A 19,653-nucleotide genomic window follows, 5' to 3' on the forward strand; every position below is an offset into this window, starting at 1 on the left:
CGTAACTTCGTTAGGATTTCATAATTAATCCGTTAGAATCAGGCGTTGACAGCCTTTATTGGGGTTAGCAACGCGAGACAATGGTATCAACTGTTGAGCGGCAGGACGACGAGTTTACAGAAGCAGCAAATAATTGGCATTTGGAGAAGCTTTATATAGATTTAGCATCTGCCAAAGGAAGGAGTCTGACACCCGTTGAGAAGAAATTCTTAAGAGGATTGTTGTGTGGCTATAGTCCAGCAGAAATAGCAGACACTGTCTACAAAAGTCGCACTAGCAGTGCCGTTAGAGTTTACTTATCGAATGGGCTGTACAAATACATTCAAGAACTCCTGATTCGCCAAACGGGTGACGTTATAAAAATCAAGAACTGGAGCCGCGTCACCAACTTGCTCTCAAAAGCTGGATATAAAATAGATTCAGCTAACGTAGCCGAACACGGTCAAGCTGAGACATCTGCGATCGGGACAGCGATCGCTTCCCAGGATTGGGAAGAAGTGATTGATGTAGCAGCTTACTACGGTTGCGAGGAAGAACTGGCAACCTTAGAGCAGTGGATTGTCCACGACAGCTGCCGCTTAGTGGCATTGTTGGGGATAGGGGGAATCGGGAAAACTGCTCTTGCTGTAAAGCTAGCAGAACAGATTCAGCAAGATTTTGAGTTTGTCATTTGGCGATCGCTACGTCATGCTCCATCAGTTCAAGATTTGGTGGCAAACTTGGTTCAATTTCTGTCTCAAGGACAGGAAATCATCGGTGACGCAACCGCAGACGAGGGAATTTCCCTACTGATGGCTTATCTGCGATCGCATCGCTGTCTGATCGTCCTCGATCGAGCAGAGGAAGTCTTATCTCCTATCCAACACGCTGGATACTATCGTCCCGAATATGAGGGATATGGGGAACTGTTCCGACGTCTGGGAGAAGAACGCCATCCTAGCTGTCTGGTTCTCACCAGTCGGGAGAAACCGAAAGAAATTGCATCCTTAGAAGGGGAAAACTTACCCATTCGTTCCTTAGAACTAAGGGGGTTGTCAGCATCCGATGGACAAGAGTTACTGCAACTCAAAGGTTTAGTTGGCTCAACCGAAGAATGTAGAGTCCTGATCAACCGCTATGCGGGAAATCCGCTAGTCCTGAAAATTGTAGCAACGACGATTCAAGATGTCTTTGACGGAAATATCACCGACTTTTTAGCAGAAGGGTTGGTTGTCTTTGGGGATATCCGAGATCTACTAGATCGGCAGTTCAATCGCCTCTCGGACTTAGAAAAAAAAGTAATGTACTGGCTGGCAATTCGTCACAAGTTAATTCCTATACGTTCCTTGCGAGACGAGGTGGTGCCGGGAGTATCGAAACGGCAGCAGCTAGAAGCAATGGAATCTTTGCGACGGCGATCGCTGATTGAAAAAACCTCGAATAATTTCACCTTGCCACCTGTTGTCAGGGCGTATCTCGCTGACAAATTAGTTGAGCAGATTTGTGAAGAAATGACGACTAAAGATGTGGCTCTTTTATTAAGCTTGGGGCTAATTAACGCTCCATCTGGGAGATACGAAACCAACCGTCGTCTAACCTTACCGGGTTAAAATTACCGGGTTAACAAAGGGCTGGAAAGGACGATTTTTCGCCAATGCTTGGCTTAGCCGCTAGCATCTCCCACAGGAAAGTCGCTGAGAAAGGGCGAGTTCGCGGGACTCTTGCCTCACTTGACCCAGCATTGCAGCTTGCTGCAACTGCATAAAAGCGTTGAAGTCTTCTAATCCATACTTAGTTGTTAAAAGTCTCCGCAGCTGTTCTTCGGCTGCAACAGTTAAGTAGCCTGTACTCAAAGCATGTTGGACGACTTCGCGGATATTGCTGAGGTTATTTTTCATGGTAGAACACCCAACTTTGATGATCCTAAGTGAGATTACCGTGCTTCACAATTTAACCTTATTAGGCAACCGTAACATTACTGAAATTGAAACAAAGCAATTATAGGGTAATTTCAAAGTAATTCAAAGCCAAGTTGGTTGCTCAAGTTAATAGTTTGCAGGATTTTGTTGACACAAAGCTCCAAATTTTGTCAGAAATACGCAAAAAGGTCTATCGGTATCTATATGGCTGGTGGATTTGACCTCAGAAGAGATAACAGTAACGTTTTTTTGTCCGCAAGCTTAAAGAAAAAGCTACACGAAGAATTCAACAGAAAGTACAAGCCTGAAGGCAAGCGTGCCTTAATGCAAGAATTTTTGAGTGCGTGGCGGAAACAACTCAATACACTTGAACCCTCCCGCCAAGCTTTACAAGCAATTTTGAACTCGGAGAGCCGCCAAACCTGCGAGTATCGGATTGCCAATGGCTTATGTCATCTGTTATTGAACTGTTCCTATGATGAATGGAGCGAGTTTTCTCAGAATGCTCCCGACAATTCTCAGAGCTTGCTATCCTATCCAATCGGGGAAGAGGTCGGTTCTCAAGACTCCTTATCTACCACTCCTGGTATAAGATGCTGGGAGGAAAGTCAAACCGTCAACGCCCTAACCGAAGCGCCACTAGATCGGGGCAAAAAACGCCAGTGGGGCTTGTTTATCCCTAATCCGCGATGTCGGATGGTGTGGGGGCGAGAAAGCTTCATTCAAGAAGTATTGAACCGCCTGGACGATCCCACAGAACTCTCTATTTTTTCCCTCAGCGGCAGTCCAGGGTATGGCAAATCTGAAGCTGCCAGCCAAATTGCGAAAGAAGCACTCGACAGAAATCTGTTCGCGGATGTGGTGTGGGTGACAGCGAGGCAAAGCGAGTGGGTGGATGGTTACATCAGCCAGGAAAAGCAGTTTGAGGCGCTGACGTGGAAGAAATTTTTAAATGAAATCGCGCATCAACTGGATTGTCCCCCTGAGCGAGTTCACCAGCGTTTGAGAGCAGAGAAATTGCTTGTCGTCTTGGATAATGCGGAAACCGCACAAGTTGAAGATATTCTGGCGAACCTTATCAAAATGCTCAACCCCAGTCGCGCACTGATTACCAGCCGACACCGAACTAAACCTCCCTATGTAAGACTAATTGAAATCCCAGGACTCGAAGAAAGATGGTCGTCTAAATTGTTGGAGGATGAGGCAAAATACAACAACATTTCGGTAATCAAGCAGGCAAGCAACGAACAGCTTTATCAAATGCATCAATTGTCTTGCGGCGCACCCTTAGCACTACATTTCCTGGCTGGGCGAGTATTCCACGATCAAGCACTTGAGCCAATCTTGTCGGAATTAAAGCTTGCCAGCCGACAAGTTGAGACCTTCTACCGCTTCTGTCTGGAAGCAGCGTGGCAGCGAATCAATGTGGCAGCAAAAAGTGTACTGCGTTATATGGGCGGGGTGGATGCCACGGTTAGCAGAGCCGAGTTGTCTCAAGTTGGGAAATTACTGGATTCGGACTTAGATGCGGCACTGGCGGATCTGAGACGATGGTATTTGATTGAAGACGTACAAGATGAGCTAGGTAATCCCCGCTACGATCTGCATCCTTGGGTGAGAAGCAGCGTGCGCGGAGGATTGGTAGAAAAGTGGCAATCGTCGCTGGAAGACTTGGATAAAGATAGCTACCGGGAAATTTGATATGTAGGTGAAAGAGTTAATTTCTTCCGTTGATGGTTACACTAGGACAGCGATCGCTCTGGCAATTGTAAATATGGAAAATAGCAATCAGAACCTACGCGACCGGCTCAAGGGCATCAATGTCTATCTGATTGGCATGATGGGTGCGGGAAAGACAAGCGTGGGACGCTTATTGGCGCAGCATCTGGATTATCGCTTTTTCGATACCGACGCTGTAATTGAGCAAGTTGCCAAAAAATCGATTAATGAGATTTTTGCCAGTGACGGGGAAGAAAGCTTTCGGAAGCTGGAAAGCCAAGTGCTGTCCGAATTGTCGGCTTATACGAAGTTAGCGATCGCTACTGGCGGCGGTATTATCCTGAAGCGAGAAAATTGGAGCTATCTCCAGCACGGTCTCGTCGTATGGCTGGATGTCCCTGTGGAACGTTTAGTCGCCCGTTTGCAAAACGATACCACCCGACCTCTGTTAAAAAACGCTGACATCGCGACCGAATTCCCAAAGCGGTTTGAGCAACGAAAACCGCTGTACGCCCAAGCCGACCTGCACATCACCGTTGGCGAGGGGCAAACTCCCGAACAAATTGCGACGCAAGTAATTGAAGCAATTCCCGCAGTTCTTAAGCCAAAGCCAGACAATAACGGTCAGTAAAACTGGAAACAGCCGCCTCTAATCGTGCCGCAGACGCCAGTATGCACTAAACTTCTAGAAAACGATTACTGGCATCATCCTGCTAAGCAATGCTTAACGATAGCGAATACCTCAAGAAAGCTGAAGCGACTCGCGTTCGAGTGCTAAGCGAAGCACTACCCTACATCCAGCAATTTGCCGGTCGCACCGTTGTCGTTAAATACGGCGGCGCGGCGATGAAAGACGCTTCGCTCAAAGATAAGGTAATGCGCGACATTGTATTCTTATCCTGTGTAGGCTTGCGTCCCGTCGTGGTACATGGCGGTGGTCCAGAAATAAACTCTTGGCTGGGCAAACTGGGAATCGAACCCCAATTTAAAAATGGCCTGCGCGTGACCGATGCCGCCACAATGGAGGTGGTGGAAATGGTTTTAGTGGGTCGGGTCAATAAAGAAATTGTCTCCTTAATTAACCGTGCTGGCGGTTCCGCTGTTGGACTTTGCGGCACAGACGGCAACTTGATCAAAGCCCGACCAGAAGGGGTAGAGGGCATTGGTTTTGTGGGAGAAGTGAACAGTATTGATATCAAGCTTTTGCAGTCACTGGTCAGTAGCGGATATATCCCTGTAGTGTCTAGCGTGGCAACCGATGACAGTGGACAAGCCTATAACATCAATGCGGATACCGTAGCTGGGGAACTTGCGGCAGCTTTGGGGGCAGAAAAGTTGATTTTGCTCACAGATACAGCAGGGATCTTGCAGGATTATAAAGATCCCTCCACTCTGATTGCCAAAGTGGATATCGCCGAAGCGAGGCGTCTAATTGAGAAGGGTATCGTGGGCGGTGGGATGATTCCCAAGGTGAAATGTTGCGTGCGATCGCTTGCTCAAGGCGTTCGGGCTACTCATATTATTGACGGTCGTATTCCCCACGCACTGCTATTAGAAATTTTCACCGACGCCGGTATCGGCTCGATGATTATCGCCTCTGAGTTTATGACTTAGGGTTTATGACTTAGGCGTGCGCGATTAACGAATAATAATCTGCCTGGGTTGGTTGAAGCGTCTGCGATTGCCTCGCGGATTCACAATCACTGGATTAATCAGGATAGAATCCCGAATCTGGGGATTGATTAAGGTGGGGTTGATCAGTGTTGAGTTGTTGACTCTCCTGTGCGATCCCACCGGGTAGCTGGGATAACTCGGATAGGAGTTGGGATAACCCTGGTAATAGTCGGGATAACTCGGATAGGAGTTGGGATAACCCTGGTAGTAGTCGGGATAACTCGGATAGGGATTGGGATTGACTCGATAGTAATTACTCGATCCGCGATCGCTCATGCCTGTCGTTGGGTTGATCGGAATCGGACTGGGAATCGGACTGCCATAAACAAAGCTACCCGACGGCGGCTGGATAACTCCATGCTGGGGAAATCCATAAGTAGGCACGCCTTGCTGAATGATTAATTGTGCCTTGGCTGGGGAAATCGCCCCGGTTAGTACCGTAATGCCCAGCGTCAAGGGTGCTAAGCCGGTAGCAAGGCAAAACCGATGAAAACGATGCAACGGCAGAGGTAGGGTTTTGAGCATGGTTTTACATCCTAATCTTTTGGATGGTGCTAAGTATGAAAGTTTAAATGACTTCTTAAGATAAACCCTGGCAAGGCGAGGAAAATTCCCCTCGTTGATTCACCTGAACGGGTGATGTTGAAACAACGAAACAGAAACCACCCGTTACAGACGATAAATCTTCCGAGCTGGCATCTGGCAATTTTTGTCTTTCGATGCTCTCGAAAACCCTGGCAAAGGCAATTGATTTTAGCCGTCTTGATTACAGGATAATCTGCTTCGCTAAAATTTAAAGGGGCTGTCGGTGATGACGTACAAAGCACAAAAAAGTTCTCTTTAAATTCGATTGGCAAAGTGAATTCAGAAACCCAGGACATTATTAAAACCGAGTACCAGACTGGCACAGCGGCATTTGAACGTGGAGATTACCGCCAGTCAGTGCAGCATTTAGAGAAGGCGAGTAGTTTGGTGACTCGAAACTCCCGATTGGGAGGAGAAATCTTGATTTGGCTGGTGACGGCTTACGAAGCAGCAGGACAAACAACAGAAGCGATCGCCCTCTGCAAACAGCTGCGACATCATCCCGATCCACAAACTAGCAAGCAAAGCCGTCGCTTACTCTACATTATGGAAGCCCCGCAACTCAGCAGGCGTCCAGAATGGTTGACAGAGATTCCCGATCTCACAACTCTCGCTGACAGCGAACCGGAATTTCGCCGCGGGAGCAATCTTCAGGGTGCTACGAAAACTCCTCAAAAGCGTCCAGAACCGGAACCCATCGATCTCAGCCAAGTAAATACCAAGGACAATTTGTTTATTTGGGTTGCCTTGGTTGCCATTGGTTTGACACTCGGTGGATTAGCTTGGTTTAATTTTTGAACGCTAATTTTATCTGCGATCGGGTTCTTGTTTGGCTTCCCGCAAACCTTTTTTTCATGCTCAATATGGCGTGAGTGGATGGGCTTTCCTCAGTTGAGAAAATTCATCTAATCGCAAATTCAGCTTCTGTTTGATTTGTTGAGGAGATTTTTTCTCATCAAAAGTCGTAGAACAATTAGCAGCAGTCGGTAAACTTCCTCTCTGTCTTTACGGCGGTATTTAGGGCAGTAGTGCAACGAGTTCTTCTGGTAGCTTTAAGATGGTATGGGTGAAGCGGGAGAACCTGAGATGGTGACTGATGCGACGCTGGAGCAGATTCTGAAATTGGCGAAGGGACGAACCGACTCCGCTGAGGTTTACTATCTATCAAGCCAAGACACACCAGTTGAGTTTGAAAACAATCGCTTAAAATCCCTGCAAACCAAAGCGCTACAAGGAGTAGCGCTGCGGGTACTACACAAAGGAAGGCTGGGTTTTGCCAGTTCCACTGACTTGACGCGGCTGGAAGATTTGGTGGATGCTGCCGTACAAACTTCAGAAATTGGCGATAAGGCTGAGTTTGAATTTGCTGCGGATGTACAGGTGACGGAACCGGAAAAAAAATATACGCCACCAGCAACCCAGGAATTAGTGGAAGTGGGCGATCGCTTAATTTCTCAAATCCACGACTACAACTCCGATATTCTGGTAGATGTGGGGTTCCACGTCCGGACAAATAACGTAAAAATTGCAACCAGTGCGGATGTCTACGCCTCGCGCACTAGCCAAGTTGTCAGTGCCAGCCTTTCGGGGAATTTGGTACGGGGTGAAGATTTTCTCCAGGTTTATAGCTCCGATATTGCCCGTGAAGGCGTCCCAGATTTTAATCGCCTTCTAGAAGATTTGTTACGAAAATACGCTCTAGCAGAGCAGCCAGCGACCATTCAGAGCGGATCTTTCCCCGTTCTGTTTAATCCTAGAGCTGCCGCTAGTGCCATCGGACGCCTATTTAAAACGGTTCTCTCCGGTCAAAGTATCGTCCAAAAAGCCTCTCCTCTGGTCGGTAAACTGGGCGAAACCCTATTTGACGAACGCTTAAATTTATTTGAAGATCCCAGCATCGGGCCATCTGCCTGTGCTTTTGACGATGAAGGAACGCCCACCCGTCGCAAAGTGCTTATCGAGAAAGGCACGGTAAAAGAATTTTATTGGGATCGGCGCTGGGCAGCCAGGGCTGGCTGTGAGTCAACAGGAAACGGCTTTCGGGGTGGTTTGTCGCGTCCCAGCCCAGAGTTAGTAAATCTCTGCTTTGCGCCTGGGAAGACATCGACAGCGGATTTAATTGCCAGCATGGATGAGGGGGTGATTGTGGATCAGGTTCTCGGTGCTGGACAGTCGAATCAAATGGCGGGAGAGTTTTCTGTCAATCTGGATTTAGGCTACAAGGTAGAAAAAGGTCAGATTGTCGGTCGAGTCAAGAATACGATGGTGGCTGGTAGTATTTTTGAGGCGTTTAAAAATTTGGTGGATTTGGGCGATAAGCCGGAATGGGTAGGCGGGGGTAGTTTCTTGCCGAGTTTGTTGTTCCAGCAGTTGGGTGTAGCGGCGCGGCAAGGGTAACGAACGACTTCCGGCACGAGAGAAGGCAACCAGAGAAGTAAGGAGGAGAGAAAGGCGTGAAGTTAGCTGTGTTGAGTCGGAGTGCAAGGGGTGCTTTCGGTAAAGTATTGCCGAAAATGCGGGTTTTTTGGGCGATGCTGTTAGCGGTCGTATTGCTGTCGGGCTGCGTTCAGTATGATGCTGGGGTGAGGTTCGAGAATCCGAACCGGGGCGAGATTGTCCAGCATATCAAGTTGGGCGAACAACTGACGGCATTGAGCAGCGAGCAGGCACAGGAATGGTTAGATAGCCTTCAGCGTCGGGCGCGACAATTGCAAGGGAAAACGAAGCGCATCTCAAACCAGGAAGTTGTGGTGACAATTCCGTTTGCTAGCGGTGCGGAACTGGAGGAGAAGTTTAACCAGTTTTTTAATCCCCCGGCAAAGAAAGGTTCTCAGGCGACGACAGATACAGATTTACCAAAGATTAATTCCCACCTGAGTCTGAGACAGGGGAATTTCCTGTTCTGGATACGGAATCGCTTAAGCTACGATTTGGATTTGCGATCGCTCGGCGTTCTTTCTACTAACGGTAACGTTATCGTTAGTCCCGGTTCGCTGTTCGATCTAGACTTTAGCTTGAGAACCCCTTGGGGGGCACGGAGTGTTGAGAAGGCGGAGAATGCACTCAACCCAGTTGTCTCGGAGAAAGGACATCTGTTAGTTTGGACGCTCAAACCCGGTGAGGTGAACCATGTTGAGGCGGTATTCTGGCTTCCCAGTCCCCTCGGTATTGGTACCCTGATGATTATCTTGTTAGTAGTGGCAGGGTTTTATTTGAAATACAACCGAGGCAAGGGAAGCGGTGTCAGTTCTGCACCTCCATCGGTGCCACAGGTGCCGTAAAAACGCGATCGCGCTTTATTCGGAGCTTAACATTCGGACCTAACAGACTGGGAGCCTAGAACAGCTTACTTGCCGTTCGGAAGACGCTTCTGGGAATCCCAGTCGCTGGGATAGACATCAGCCTCAGTCTGCGATTTGCGTACTAACAATGTATAAATTTCGGTGGGTATTTCAATCTCCGCTTTGTGCAAGGCTTCTTTAATCGCCTCATTTGCTTTAGAAGTGGTTTCTAAAAACTCCAAACGCCGAGAATTCACCCAAAAGCGGATTTCCAAATTCACCTTTCCAGAATCCAGTTCCCGGACAAGGACTTCTGGCACTGGTTTTGGCTGCACGCCTTTGACTTTAAGAACGGCATCAGTAATCACTTGTTTAGCAGTAGAGATATTGGCACCATAGGCAATGCCAACTGTAACCGAACTGCGGCGGTGCTTGAAAGCTGTGTTATTGATAATGCTGGCAAGGAAAACTTCTTGATTCGGGATATACACTTTCCGCCCATCATAGGTATTTAGAGTGGTTGCCCGCAGTTGAATTTGGGTAACGGTTCCCTCAAATTCCTTGATCGTCACTTGATCGCCTAACCGAAAAGGTCGGGCGGCAAGTAAAATCATCCCGGAAATGTAGTTACTGAAAACCTCTTTGAGGGCGAAACCAATCGCGACGCTGGTAAGTCCCAATGCCCCCAGCAAGGCCCCAATGTCAAGCCCCAAGACGCCTAGAGCGATGACAGAGCCAATAACCCAGACTCCACCGTATCCCACTCGCCCCATCAGAATTTCAGTGCTGCGATCGCCTTCTGTCTCTTTCTGCGCCCATTTCAAAGCAATGTAACGTACGCCTCTAGCACCTACCCAGGTGATGCCAACGACGACCAATGCCCCTAAAATTAAGGGCAAGCTGCTGATGGCGTCCCGTACCAGATCGCGCACGGTAAGATAAAGTCGCTGTCCAACATCAATGGCTAGGGGCGGTTTTTTGAAAGCTTGATTTAATTGATTCGCCCATTTCTCGCCAAGCACCTCTACAGACACCCCAAAGTCGCGGGCGTCCTGTTGAGTTACTGACATTAAGACTCGGTTATTGAGTTGTAAGGTGGCTATCTTCCGTGGATTGTCCGGTTTAACGGTGACTTGCCCCAAAGCCTCTGATTGCAGCAGTATACTGGCAATCCGCCGATTGATAATTTGCGATCGCTCTTGAGCGCTGATTCCCGATAAACTACCTACTTGAAAAACTGGGCGTCCTCTGACAACAACATCAGCAAAATATTGTTCTTCAGTTGAAATCCTTACGGGTGTGGATTTTGGCGAGGTAGCCTCCTGGGCAAGCCCAGGTGGAATGGTAATGAAGAAAATGCTGGTAATGACAATTAAAATCTGGAGTCGCTGTGAGCCTTGCTGCCCAGTGCAACGATGAAAAAGAATTTTCATATCCATTCCGAAGGACGACCAAATTTAGCATAATTCGCGCATTTGGCATCTGAATTCTTACTATAGATAGGGAATCTTACTCTAAGTTTCAGTTGTTGCATTTCTCTTCCCCATACTTGACTTGTTTTCCCTCTATAATCTTTGATGAGCGATCGCTTGGTGTTCGTTATTCATTTTTTTATCTATCTTTAGGCGGATGAAAATACTTGATAATTAAAACTCTTTATTTTTAGTAAACTGCAACACTGAATAGTCTTACTCGCTCTGCTACTCTGTTGAAACAAAAATTATTCCAATGGAGAAGCGCAGTGCAAACTTCAACAAAATCCTATCTTCCAGAAGAGCTATGTAAGGCTCCAGATTATCATTTAGCGGAGAATTACCCAAAAGATTTACCAGAAATTGAAATAGGTTCTACTAAATCTAAATACTTAGACTCCCTAGCACCCATTAGTGCTGTGCAAGTTTTTGAAGACATACCAGGTATAAAAAAATCTACTTTCTCATTTGATACAGAGACAGAGACTTCCTTTGAAGTTTGGACTATTCTACCCAACAGGGTATTACTTCCCGAAGATTTAGAGTTTCTCAAGCAAGACAAGCATCGGGTAGAATTAATCGCGAAACAACTGGTTGAAATTGGTAATTCTTGGCTGAATTCACGAATTTTTGACAAAAAAATAAAAGTTCAAAGTTGGGAAGATATTCTAAGTATTTTGGATAAGTATGAATATGCTTATGATTTAATCGATATTGTTGAAGTTCCTTATAAAATTAGTAAAACAAATTTACAAAACGAATCTAGTGAAAAAGCTAAATATTGGAGTATTTCTCCACCGAGTTGGAATATTTCCCTGAAGAAAACTCGCAGTTTTAATGGATGTTATATCGTCGATGACTACAATTCATCTTATAATTTCTCGATAGAAGTTTGGATAGGAATTCCTTTTTTGAAAAATATCCAAACAGGAGAAGTCATTACAAGAGAAAATTTTCAGTGAAGATGCGATTCTACTGGGGAGACGGTAGACTATAGCACGGCAGATGTTAAGAGAACGCTGTCTAAGTCGCGATCGCCTCTACGATAGAAATCATGCGCTACTCTCTGTTAAGTCGGTTTCGCGGCACCTTGTTGGGCGCTGCATTCGGGGATTTCACCCCTTTGGGCAAAAAACAGTCTCAGCAGCCTACTAGCTGGGGCAAAATGGCGGTTTGGGGTGCAGAAAGCTTAATTGAGCAGGGTAAATTTGATTTCGCAGATTGGCGTCACCTCACGGAAAAATTTTTAGAGATAGACGCGAGCAGTGCTAACGCGCCTACGCCAGGAGCGATTATTGCCACACTGCCGATTGTGCTGTTCTCCCATGAATATAAAGACAAACTGCGGCAAAATTTAGAACAAGTTGTCAGCATCTGGCAAGATGAGCCAGAGTTAAGAGATGGGGCGTTAGCAGTGGGATACGCGATCGCTCAATGCCTTCGAGAAAAACTCAATCGGGCTACTTTGATTCCCAAAACCCTTGCCTTCTTAGGAGATTCCCAGACGCCTCTGGTGCAACAATTAGAGCAAGTCCAAATTTTATTAGCAGAAAATGCGAGCTTAGAAATAGCGATCGCTCAACTATGTCGGAATGCCCAGCCCCAGAGTACTCCCATCGCTCTGGGTTTTTACTGCTTCCTCAGTACTCTAGAAGATTTTCGCCTGAGTGTCGCCCGTGCTGCCCGTAGCGGCTACCAACCCCCGATTACCTGCGCGATCGCGGGTGCTTTATCGGGAGCGTATAACAGTACAGTGGGCATTCCTGCGGGATGGCGGCTATCTTGGAATCAACCTAAGTGGGGAATCGCCTCAGATGCTCAGTTGTTTCAACTAGCAGACAATCTCCTTGCTGTTTGGTCTGGTGTTTATGATGCCTCAACAGCAAAGCAAGTCCAGCAAATCAGCGCTGTAGCAGCGCCCCATGTAATTCAACGGCGTTAATTTTTTTTAATACCAGCGATCGCTACTCCATGCAAGCTAAGCTGGTCAAAGAAAATTAAATTTAATCGGATAAATCCCCCAAGGGGGATAGGCAATTTGGGCAGTGTTTTGTAAGGTAGGATGAAGCCAACAAAGGGGTGCCATTAAGGGTAAAGATTGCTGTAAGGTGCCTTTTATGAATGCCAATCTACTTTTCGCTACCATCACTCCTGTCGCCTAAAACGACAGCCATACTATAAACATGAAGACGCTTCAGTCATTGACGCACCAGCTTGATCAATGGCGGCGGACGTACCAGCCCCTTCGCAGTCTTTTACCTTCCCGACTTGTTGATTCGCCTGCTGCTATACCAGGGCAAGGTCTAGGATTAGGTCTTGGCGCTACTCTCCAAAACCGCAGAAACCGTCCTCGGATTGTTTGGCTGCTGGCAGTGGTGTCCCTCACCGGAACAATGGGGCAGCGCTACTACAATGCGCCAAAGCTCGCCGTCGGCAAGATAGCACCGCAGACGATTCGGGCAACCTTTGACGCTAATGTCGTAGATACTTTCACCACAGAAGAAAAACGGAAGGCAGCCCGCACAGGTGCCGTGCCCGTCTTGACGATCCAGCAAGACGTAACCGAACAAGTTTACGATGATTTGGAGCGATCGCTTCGTACCGCCGACGACCTCCGACAACTAGCCGGTTCTTTGCCAATGGTTCCGACTGCCATATTGTCTGCTGCCACTCAGATTGACCTCCGCAAGTGCGCGGAGTGGGAGTGGCGCTCCATATTGGCAGCGGTGGACACTGACATGAAAGTGAATCAATCCCAGTCAGGGTTATTGCCAGATGCCAACGGTCAATCGAATATTTCCGCAACACCTGCTGTCGCCGAACTCCAAGCTTACCATCAGGCCGCAAGTCCTCAAGATTTTTTAGCCCTAATAAGCACGATTAACCAAGCCCGCGCGCAATACGCCGAAGCTGTCGCCGCCTTCTCAAATGGCAATCCAGAAAGGCGCTACGATGCCTCCCTGCTTGACTTGTCGAATGAAGCTTGGCAGCAAACAAAAACCGGCATCCCCCAGGTTGCCGAACGGATGCTCACCCAAGGGATTCCCCCAGGCTTGCCTGACAGTATCTTAGAGCAAGCGTTGAGAGTGCAAATGAATTTGCTCGTTCCCCCGGAAGCTGAGCCGGTGGCAACCCAAATGTTGCTCTGGGGACTGCGCCCCAACTTAATAGAAGATCCAGAACAAACGAAACAACTGGCAGAACAGGCAGCAAAAGCGGTGGCACTGCAAACGATCGCAGTTCGGCAGGATGAGGTGATTGTCCGCGCCGGTGAAACCATCTCCCAGGCAGATTTTGTGCTGTTAGAGTATTTTCAATTAAGCCGCCGGAGCCTCAGCTGGTCTGGATTGATTGGTTTTGGAATTCTGGTCACGGGTGCCGTGGGTACGTTCTGGCGGGTGGAACAGCGATTTCATCCCCAAATTCGGCAACGAGATCACTTGCTGATATTGCTGCTGACTTTGAGTACACCAGTGTTAGTAAGTTTGGGCGTTCGCTATACGAATTTGCCTGCGGTTGGTTTATTAGTGGGCAGTTTTTACGGTTCTGCGCTGGGTGTCACCGTTGTCGGACTGCTGGGTGGAGTGTTATCGGTCAGCCTGCCAATTACTTGGGATTATTTGCTGGCGGGTGCGGCGGGTGGAATCATGATGAGCTTACTGGCAGGGAAAATGCGATCGCGCGAAGAACTCGCTTTCCTTGGCGTTGGCGTCGGATTAACTCAAGGCACTGTCTACCTGATTGTGAATTTGATTCTCGGTGCCGCAACAGGTTCAATTTGGTACACCGTACTCCAAGAAGCTGCCTTATGCGGTTTTTCCGGTTTAGCCTGGAGTATTGTGGCACTAGGTCTGAGTCCCTATCTAGAACACGTATTTGACTTGGTGACACCGATTCGGCTGGCGGAACTCGCGAACCCCAACCGTCCCTTGTTGAAACGTTTAGCCGCTCAAGCTCCGGGAACTTTTCAACATACATTGTTCGTTTCCACCCTGGCTGAAGCCGCAGCGCGGGAACTGGGCTGCAATGTAGAACTTGTTCGAGCCGGTACTTTGTACCACGATATTGGGAAAATGCACGATCCATTGGGATTTATTGAAAATCAGATGGGCGGTCCTAACAAGCATGATGAAATTAATGACCCCTGGAAGAGTGCTGAGATTATCAAAAAACACGTAACTGAGGGCATGGTAATGGCGCGGCGATGCCGTTTGCCCAAGGCAATTCAGGGGTTTATCCCGGAACACCAGGGAACAATGTTGATTGCCTATTTTTATCACCAAGCGCAGCAGATAGCCGAGAAAGACCCCACTAAAATTGTGCGGGAGGAAGATTTCCGCTATGATGGGCCGATTCCTCAGTCGCGAGAAACGGGGATAATGATGTTGGCAGATTCCTGTGAGGCAGCATTGCGATCGCTTAAAGATGCGACTCCAGAACAAGCCCTCTCCATGATTAACAAAATTCTCCGCGCCCGTTGGCAAGACAGCCAGTTAGCTGAGTCTGGGTTAACGCGAGAAGAACTATCCCGCATTGCGGAAGTTTTCGTCCAAGTCTGGCAACAATATAATCACCAACGCATTGCTTATCCCAAATTTACGGTTAGCTCAGACAAAGGATGTAAAGCATCCGTTTAATAGAAGAGGATTCGCGTAGCTGGACTCTCCTCGCGGATTGAGAAAAACACACTTACCCATTAGCTGCTGACAAATAACCTTGAAGCAGTCCAGTCACAACTTCTGGTTGCTCTAAATGAGGTAGTACTCCCGTTCCTACAATTGGCTGAAACCGGCGAATTGCTTTTGGATTGAGTGCAGCCAAACGTTTCCCTAGATTCACACTGATAAATTGTGCCTCCTCACCCCACAGGATAAAAGTCGGCACCGTCAATTGCTGGATATACAGGGCGAGGTCAAAATAAAGATCGCCCCGCAAAAACGCTAGCGCCGCATATTCCCCATTCGGCTGCTGCGCTGACGCCAAATAAGCCTCTACTATCTCTTCAGACAATCGTTCTAGCTGAGCAAATAGGAACCGTTCGAGAAAACTCCGCACCGCCACTTCGTTTGTCGCGCCAAGCGTATAAATTAGCTTATCTAACAGCGGCGTCCCAATTACTTGAAGCGGTAATCTGCGCCCAGCATCTTGCCCAAAATCGGCAAAACCAGATGGACAGACTAAAAATAGCGTTTGGAATAACTCCGGACGTTCAGTTGCCAGACGGATTGTGAAACCCGCCGTCAGCAAAGATGCCACAACTTTTACCGGGGTAAAGCTTTGCTCTCCTCCAGAAATCGCAATTTTCTCAATAAACTCCGTCAGCGTCTTCAAATAGTCTGCAATTTGATAATCTCGGACTGGATGAGCTGACTCTCCCCAACCAATTAAATCTGGTGCGAATATGCGGTGAGTCGTTGCAAAAGCCGGGTACACCTTCGACCACTCGTAGGCAGAAGCTCCGCCACCAAAGCCATGCAGGAAGATTAACGGTGGCAATTCAGCTTGTCGTTGCCCTAACCACGAGTCCTCTCCGGCGGTGTAGTAAACCATCGAACCCAGCGAGGTTTCTATGACTTTTTGCTCAAAACCAGGCGGTTGAAACTGAAGCATAAGCAATAACAAGCCTTAAGCTTACATCTTTATTTTGCGTATTTTTGCGCTTACCTTTGCGCTCTTTGCGTTAAAAAATAGCCAATTTTGGGCTAAAAAAATAGTAACTTATGAATCTGTATTTGCTGGAGCAAAATCAATTGCAATTACAGTTGCGTAAGTATTGATAACTGATTCTGGCACAGTAATGGTTAAGCCACACAGCGGATTGGACTGGAAAGCGCGTCAGCGATCGCATCCTCATCCCTATTTATTCAAACGTCAGTGTCGCCATAGGTTTGTCTCCAGCTTTCTGCTTGCTGAAATTTGATGCCTGCGGCTTTTGCGGCGTTCCTGTCATCCGAGCGATCGCCTACCATTAACACTTTGTCTGGCAAGTGTTTTTCTATCGCCAAATTCAGCATTCCTGGATTCGGTTTGCGAAACTTCCCAGATTCAGGGTGTTGGCTGTGATTAACAATATCGCTGGGGGTTACGCAAAAACACTTTTTTCCTTCAAAGTCAGGACAGAAATAAATTTCTTCTATCTCTGGTAATAATCCCAAAGTGTATTGCTGCTCTTTAATGCAACTTTGCAGAGATTTTTTACCACTGGCGACACCCCCTTGATTGGTTACGCCGACGATTTTCCAGCCAGACGCGGCGAAGTAAGCGATCGCTCCCTCAGCGCCTTGAATAATCTGCTGATCGCCGGGACGCTGGATAAACTTGTGATCTGAAAGTGGCGATCGCACGGTGCCATCAAGATCGAGGATGAGTAAATTAGTCTCAGCATTGACGGCTGAAGGATCTTGCTCCATTAGAGAGTTGTTTTCAAATCAGTGGGCTATTAAACCAAGATAAGGGGAAAAGTCAGCTAAGAACGTGGAATCTTACAAGAAAATGACGAATCAAAATAACCGATCTAAATGGGATTTCGGTAGATTTTTGCAAACGCTGACCTATTTCGAGGTGATTCCTTTCTTCAACTGCCTTCAGCGGTTGCTGCAAGGTCGCACCAAGGATAATCAAGACAAACCTACTGGAGGAAAGCGCGTGGGAGTGATACTGGTTGCTGGGGCGACGGGTGGGGTCGGTAAGCGAGTCGTGCGGCGACTGGTTGAACGGGGTTATAAAGTGCGTGCCCTTGTCAGAAATACTCAGAAAGCGCAGGAAATGCTTGGCGACAATATAGAACTCTTTGAGGGAGACATCACCATCCCAGAAACGTTGACTCCGGAAATGATGTCGAACGTTAGTGCTGTAATTTGTTGCACTGGGGTTCGGGTGCAACCAGTCGGGGGCGATACACCAGATCGGGCGAAGTATTATCAGGGTATCAAGTTTTATCTGCCCGAAGTCGTTGACAGCCCGGAAATCGTGGATTATCAAGGCATCCAGAACTTAGTGCAAGTTGCTGCCAACTACTTTAGCCCTCAGACGAAGGGGGGATCTGAAAAAGTAGTATTTGATTTTAGCAACCTTTCAGATGACATCAAGAATACTTGGGGTGCGGTGGATGATGTCGTTATGGGTGGCGTAAGCCAGAGTAGGATACAACTGGTGGAAGGCACGGCGCTGTTTGCGGGCAACGTATCAACCGACAACTCTGGTGGTTTTGCTTCCGTTCGCACCCGCAACTTCGACACTCCGATAAATTTGGCGGGATACGAGGGTGTGGAATTGCGCCTCAGAGGCGATGGAAAGCGCTACAAGTTCTTCATCCGCACAGAAGCCAGATGGGATGGCGTTGCTTATTCTTATTCCTTTGATACCGTAGCCAATACCTGGATGAATGTTCGCGTTCCCTTCGCTGACTTAACTCCCGTGTTTCGCGCCAAAACTTTGCAAGATGGCGAAGCAATTAACCCTAGCAAAATTTGCTCGTTCCAGTTGATGCTGAGCAAGTTTGAATACGACGGAGAATTAAATCCAAAGTTTTCACCGGGAGGCTTTGCTTTGCAGGTGGAATCTATCAAAGCTTATGGCGGCGCGATGCCTCAATTTATCATGGTCAGTTCGGCAGGTGTAACTCGTCCCGGTCGTCCTGGAATTAATTTAGAGGAAGAACCACCAGCGGTGAGAATGAATGACCAACTAGGAGGAATCCTTACTTGGAAATTGCGCGGGGAAGAGAGTATCCGGGAAAGTGGAATTCCTTACACAATTATTAGACCTTGTGCGTTGACTGAAGAACCGGGAGGCAAGGCGTTAGTTTTCGAGCAAGGTGATAATATTCGGGGCAAAGTGAGCCGGGAAGATATTGCCGAATTGTGCGTGCGATCGCTAGAAGAACCGAAAGCGTGTAATCTCACCTTTGAGGTAAAAGAGGCAGAAGATAGCCAAAATCCCGACTGGGAAAGCTTATTCTCCAGCTTGCAAAGCGATCGCATTGCAGCAATCAAATCGTAAAACAAATAGACTTCTTGCCTCTGCGGTTTTATAAAAAACTCCGTGCAAGAAGTCTACTATCTTTACAGATATTTGCCTGTCCCTACTTTATTCCCTCAAATTGCCCCAAAAAAGTTGGTTGAGGACGGATAAGATTAACCTCTAAAACGGCTTTCACCGTCGCGAGTGCTTCCCGCGTTGTATAAGATTTCATCACCCCATCTCCATACCGTCCCCAATCGGGTGTACCCAAGCCGCTCGCATTCACACCTAATTGACGGCAAGTATACACGGCGCGTGACAAGTGGAACTGCTGCGTGATGACAACCGCCTGTGTCACCCCAAAAATCTCTCGTGCGCGATAGCAACTTTCATAAGTGCTGAAACCAGCATAATCCAGAGCAATATCAGCAGCCGGTACACCGCGATCGCTCGCGTAGCGCTGCATCACGCTCACTTCATCGTAGTCGGTGCGGCTATTATCGCCCGTCATTAAGAGTTTTTTAACGCGACCCATCTGATAAAGTTGCACAGCCGCTTCCACCCGATCGGCTAGCATCGGTGTGGGGCTACCGTCGGGCAATACGCCTGCACCAAGAACAATGGCGACACGCTCAGCCGGAACTTGGGCAGGATCGGTATAGCGATCGCTTCTGGTAACTGCACTCACATAGTAGATCGTCGCTGGAGCGATCGCGGCACTTCCCAACAAGAGGAGCAGAAAAACACGACGCCAGTTAGACAAAAACCATTGACGCACGCTCAATCAAACTCCCCCCAAACGTTATCAGAAATCTGTTCTAGCTAGCCTCAAGGAATTGCATCCCAACTCCGGAAAATATCAATCGGCCAAAATAACCCCTTAAAAAGAAAAACCCCTGGCTTGTCTCCAGGGGTAAACATCAGGGTGCATCTAACTAATCTTTGTTTTACATAGACAACGTAGCTATATCCGGAAGAAAACTAATTTCTATACCTCTACGTCTTCAGTTGTTCTTCCGATCGGAATTTGAAAGATTAACGAGCGAATCAACTTTGTCTAAT

General features: G+C 47.7%; 17 protein-coding genes. 11 read left to right on the forward strand and 6 right to left on the reverse strand.

Annotated elements, in window-relative coordinates; genetic code table 11:
- Window positions 1-80: 80 nt before the first annotated feature.
- On the forward strand, window positions 81-1,589 hold the full coding sequence (locus NC996_RS02100; protein WP_190685736.1) for an NB-ARC domain-containing protein: 1,509 nt from the start codon (window positions 81-83) through the stop codon (window positions 1,587-1,589).
- A gap of 60 nt (window positions 1,590-1,649) precedes the next feature.
- On the opposite strand, the gene NC996_RS02105 is transcribed toward NC996_RS02100, so the two are convergent.
- Complete coding sequence (locus NC996_RS02105; protein WP_190410665.1) at window positions 1,650-1,877, reverse strand: hypothetical protein; 228 nt, start codon at window positions 1,875-1,877, stop codon at window positions 1,650-1,652.
- Between the two features lie 270 nt (window positions 1,878-2,147).
- Between NC996_RS02105 and NC996_RS02110 the strand changes: the two genes are divergently transcribed.
- From NC996_RS02110 to argB, 3 genes are all read left to right on the forward strand, one after another.
- A complete protein-coding gene (locus NC996_RS02110) occupies window positions 2,148-3,599 on the forward strand; it encodes an NB-ARC domain-containing protein (RefSeq protein ID WP_190685739.1) in 1,452 nt (483 codons plus the stop codon).
- 73 nt (window positions 3,600-3,672) lie between these two features.
- On the forward strand, window positions 3,673-4,248 hold the full coding sequence (locus tag NC996_RS02115; protein ID WP_190685878.1) for a shikimate kinase: 576 nt from the start codon (window positions 3,673-3,675) through the stop codon (window positions 4,246-4,248).
- Window positions 4,249-4,337: 89 nt separating this feature from the next.
- Window positions 4,338-5,231, forward strand: a complete 894-nt coding sequence (gene argB, locus NC996_RS02120; protein ID WP_190410667.1) for an acetylglutamate kinase — start codon at window positions 4,338-4,340, stop codon at window positions 5,229-5,231.
- A gap of 24 nt (window positions 5,232-5,255) precedes the next feature.
- Here argB and NC996_RS02125 read toward each other — a convergent pair whose 3' ends face one another.
- A complete protein-coding gene (locus NC996_RS02125) occupies window positions 5,256-5,816 on the reverse strand; it encodes a hypothetical protein (RefSeq protein WP_190428765.1) in 561 nt (186 codons plus the stop codon).
- Window positions 5,817-6,149: 333 nt separating this feature from the next.
- On the opposite strand from NC996_RS02125, the gene NC996_RS02130 reads away from it, so the two are divergent.
- The 3 genes from NC996_RS02130 (at window position 6,150) to NC996_RS02140 (ending at window position 9,157) form a co-directional block, all read left to right on the forward strand.
- On the forward strand, window positions 6,150-6,674 hold the full coding sequence (locus tag NC996_RS02130; protein ID WP_190530348.1) for a tetratricopeptide repeat protein: 525 nt from the start codon (window positions 6,150-6,152) through the stop codon (window positions 6,672-6,674).
- Between the two features lie 291 nt (window positions 6,675-6,965).
- Window positions 6,966-8,273, forward strand: a complete 1,308-nt coding sequence (locus NC996_RS02135) for a metallopeptidase TldD-related protein (protein WP_190685881.1) — start codon at window positions 6,966-6,968, stop codon at window positions 8,271-8,273.
- Between the two features lie 56 nt (window positions 8,274-8,329).
- Window positions 8,330-9,157: a DUF3153 domain-containing protein gene (locus NC996_RS02140; RefSeq protein WP_339380321.1), complete on the forward strand. Its 828-nt coding sequence runs from the start codon at window positions 8,330-8,332 to the stop codon at window positions 9,155-9,157.
- 65 nt (window positions 9,158-9,222) lie between these two features.
- On the opposite strand, the gene NC996_RS02145 is transcribed toward NC996_RS02140, so the two are convergent.
- Window positions 9,223-10,590 (reverse strand): mechanosensitive ion channel family protein, encoded by a 1,368-nt coding sequence (locus NC996_RS02145; RefSeq protein WP_190685742.1) that lies wholly within the window; start codon window positions 10,588-10,590, stop codon window positions 9,223-9,225.
- Window positions 10,591-10,898: 308 nt separating this feature from the next.
- Between NC996_RS02145 and NC996_RS02150 the strand changes: the two genes are divergently transcribed.
- The 3 genes from NC996_RS02150 (at window position 10,899) to NC996_RS02160 (ending at window position 15,266) form a co-directional block, all read left to right on the forward strand.
- Window positions 10,899-11,591, forward strand: a complete 693-nt coding sequence (locus NC996_RS02150) for a hypothetical protein (protein ID WP_190685745.1) — start codon at window positions 10,899-10,901, stop codon at window positions 11,589-11,591.
- A 92-nt stretch (window positions 11,592-11,683) separates the two neighbouring features.
- Entirely contained in the window at window positions 11,684-12,571 is an 888-nt protein-coding gene (locus NC996_RS02155; protein WP_190685747.1) for an ADP-ribosylglycohydrolase family protein, read from the forward strand.
- A gap of 241 nt (window positions 12,572-12,812) precedes the next feature.
- Window positions 12,813-15,266 (forward strand): HD family phosphohydrolase, encoded by a 2,454-nt coding sequence (locus NC996_RS02160; RefSeq protein WP_190685750.1) that lies wholly within the window; start codon window positions 12,813-12,815, stop codon window positions 15,264-15,266.
- 52 nt (window positions 15,267-15,318) lie between these two features.
- Here the strand turns inward: NC996_RS02160 and NC996_RS02165 are convergent, their stop codons facing one another.
- Both NC996_RS02165 and NC996_RS02170 read right to left on the reverse strand, forming a co-directional pair.
- The gene (locus tag NC996_RS02165) at window positions 15,319-16,239 is read right to left on the reverse strand and encodes an alpha/beta hydrolase (protein ID WP_190685753.1); all 921 of its coding nucleotides are present in this window, start codon (window positions 16,237-16,239) and stop codon (window positions 15,319-15,321) included.
- Window positions 16,240-16,493: 254 nt separating this feature from the next.
- Window positions 16,494-17,039 (reverse strand): HAD-IIIA family hydrolase, encoded by a 546-nt coding sequence (locus tag NC996_RS02170; protein ID WP_190685756.1) that lies wholly within the window; start codon window positions 17,037-17,039, stop codon window positions 16,494-16,496.
- Window positions 17,040-17,121: 82 nt separating this feature from the next.
- Between NC996_RS02170 and NC996_RS02175 the strand changes: the two genes are divergently transcribed.
- On the forward strand, window positions 17,122-18,630 hold the full coding sequence (locus NC996_RS02175) for a CIA30 family protein (protein WP_190685759.1): 1,509 nt from the start codon (window positions 17,122-17,124) through the stop codon (window positions 18,628-18,630).
- Window positions 18,631-18,712: 82 nt separating this feature from the next.
- On the opposite strand, the gene NC996_RS02180 is transcribed toward NC996_RS02175, so the two are convergent.
- On the reverse strand, window positions 18,713-19,330 hold the full coding sequence (locus tag NC996_RS02180) for an ElyC/SanA/YdcF family protein (RefSeq protein WP_242029194.1): 618 nt from the start codon (window positions 19,328-19,330) through the stop codon (window positions 18,713-18,715).
- Between the last annotated feature and the right edge of the window lie 323 nt (window positions 19,331-19,653).

It is taken from the genome of Trichocoleus sp. ST-U2, from assembly GCF_039961875.1.
Taxonomy (GTDB): Bacteria; Cyanobacteriota; Cyanobacteriia; order Cyanobacteriales; family FACHB-T130; genus FACHB-T130.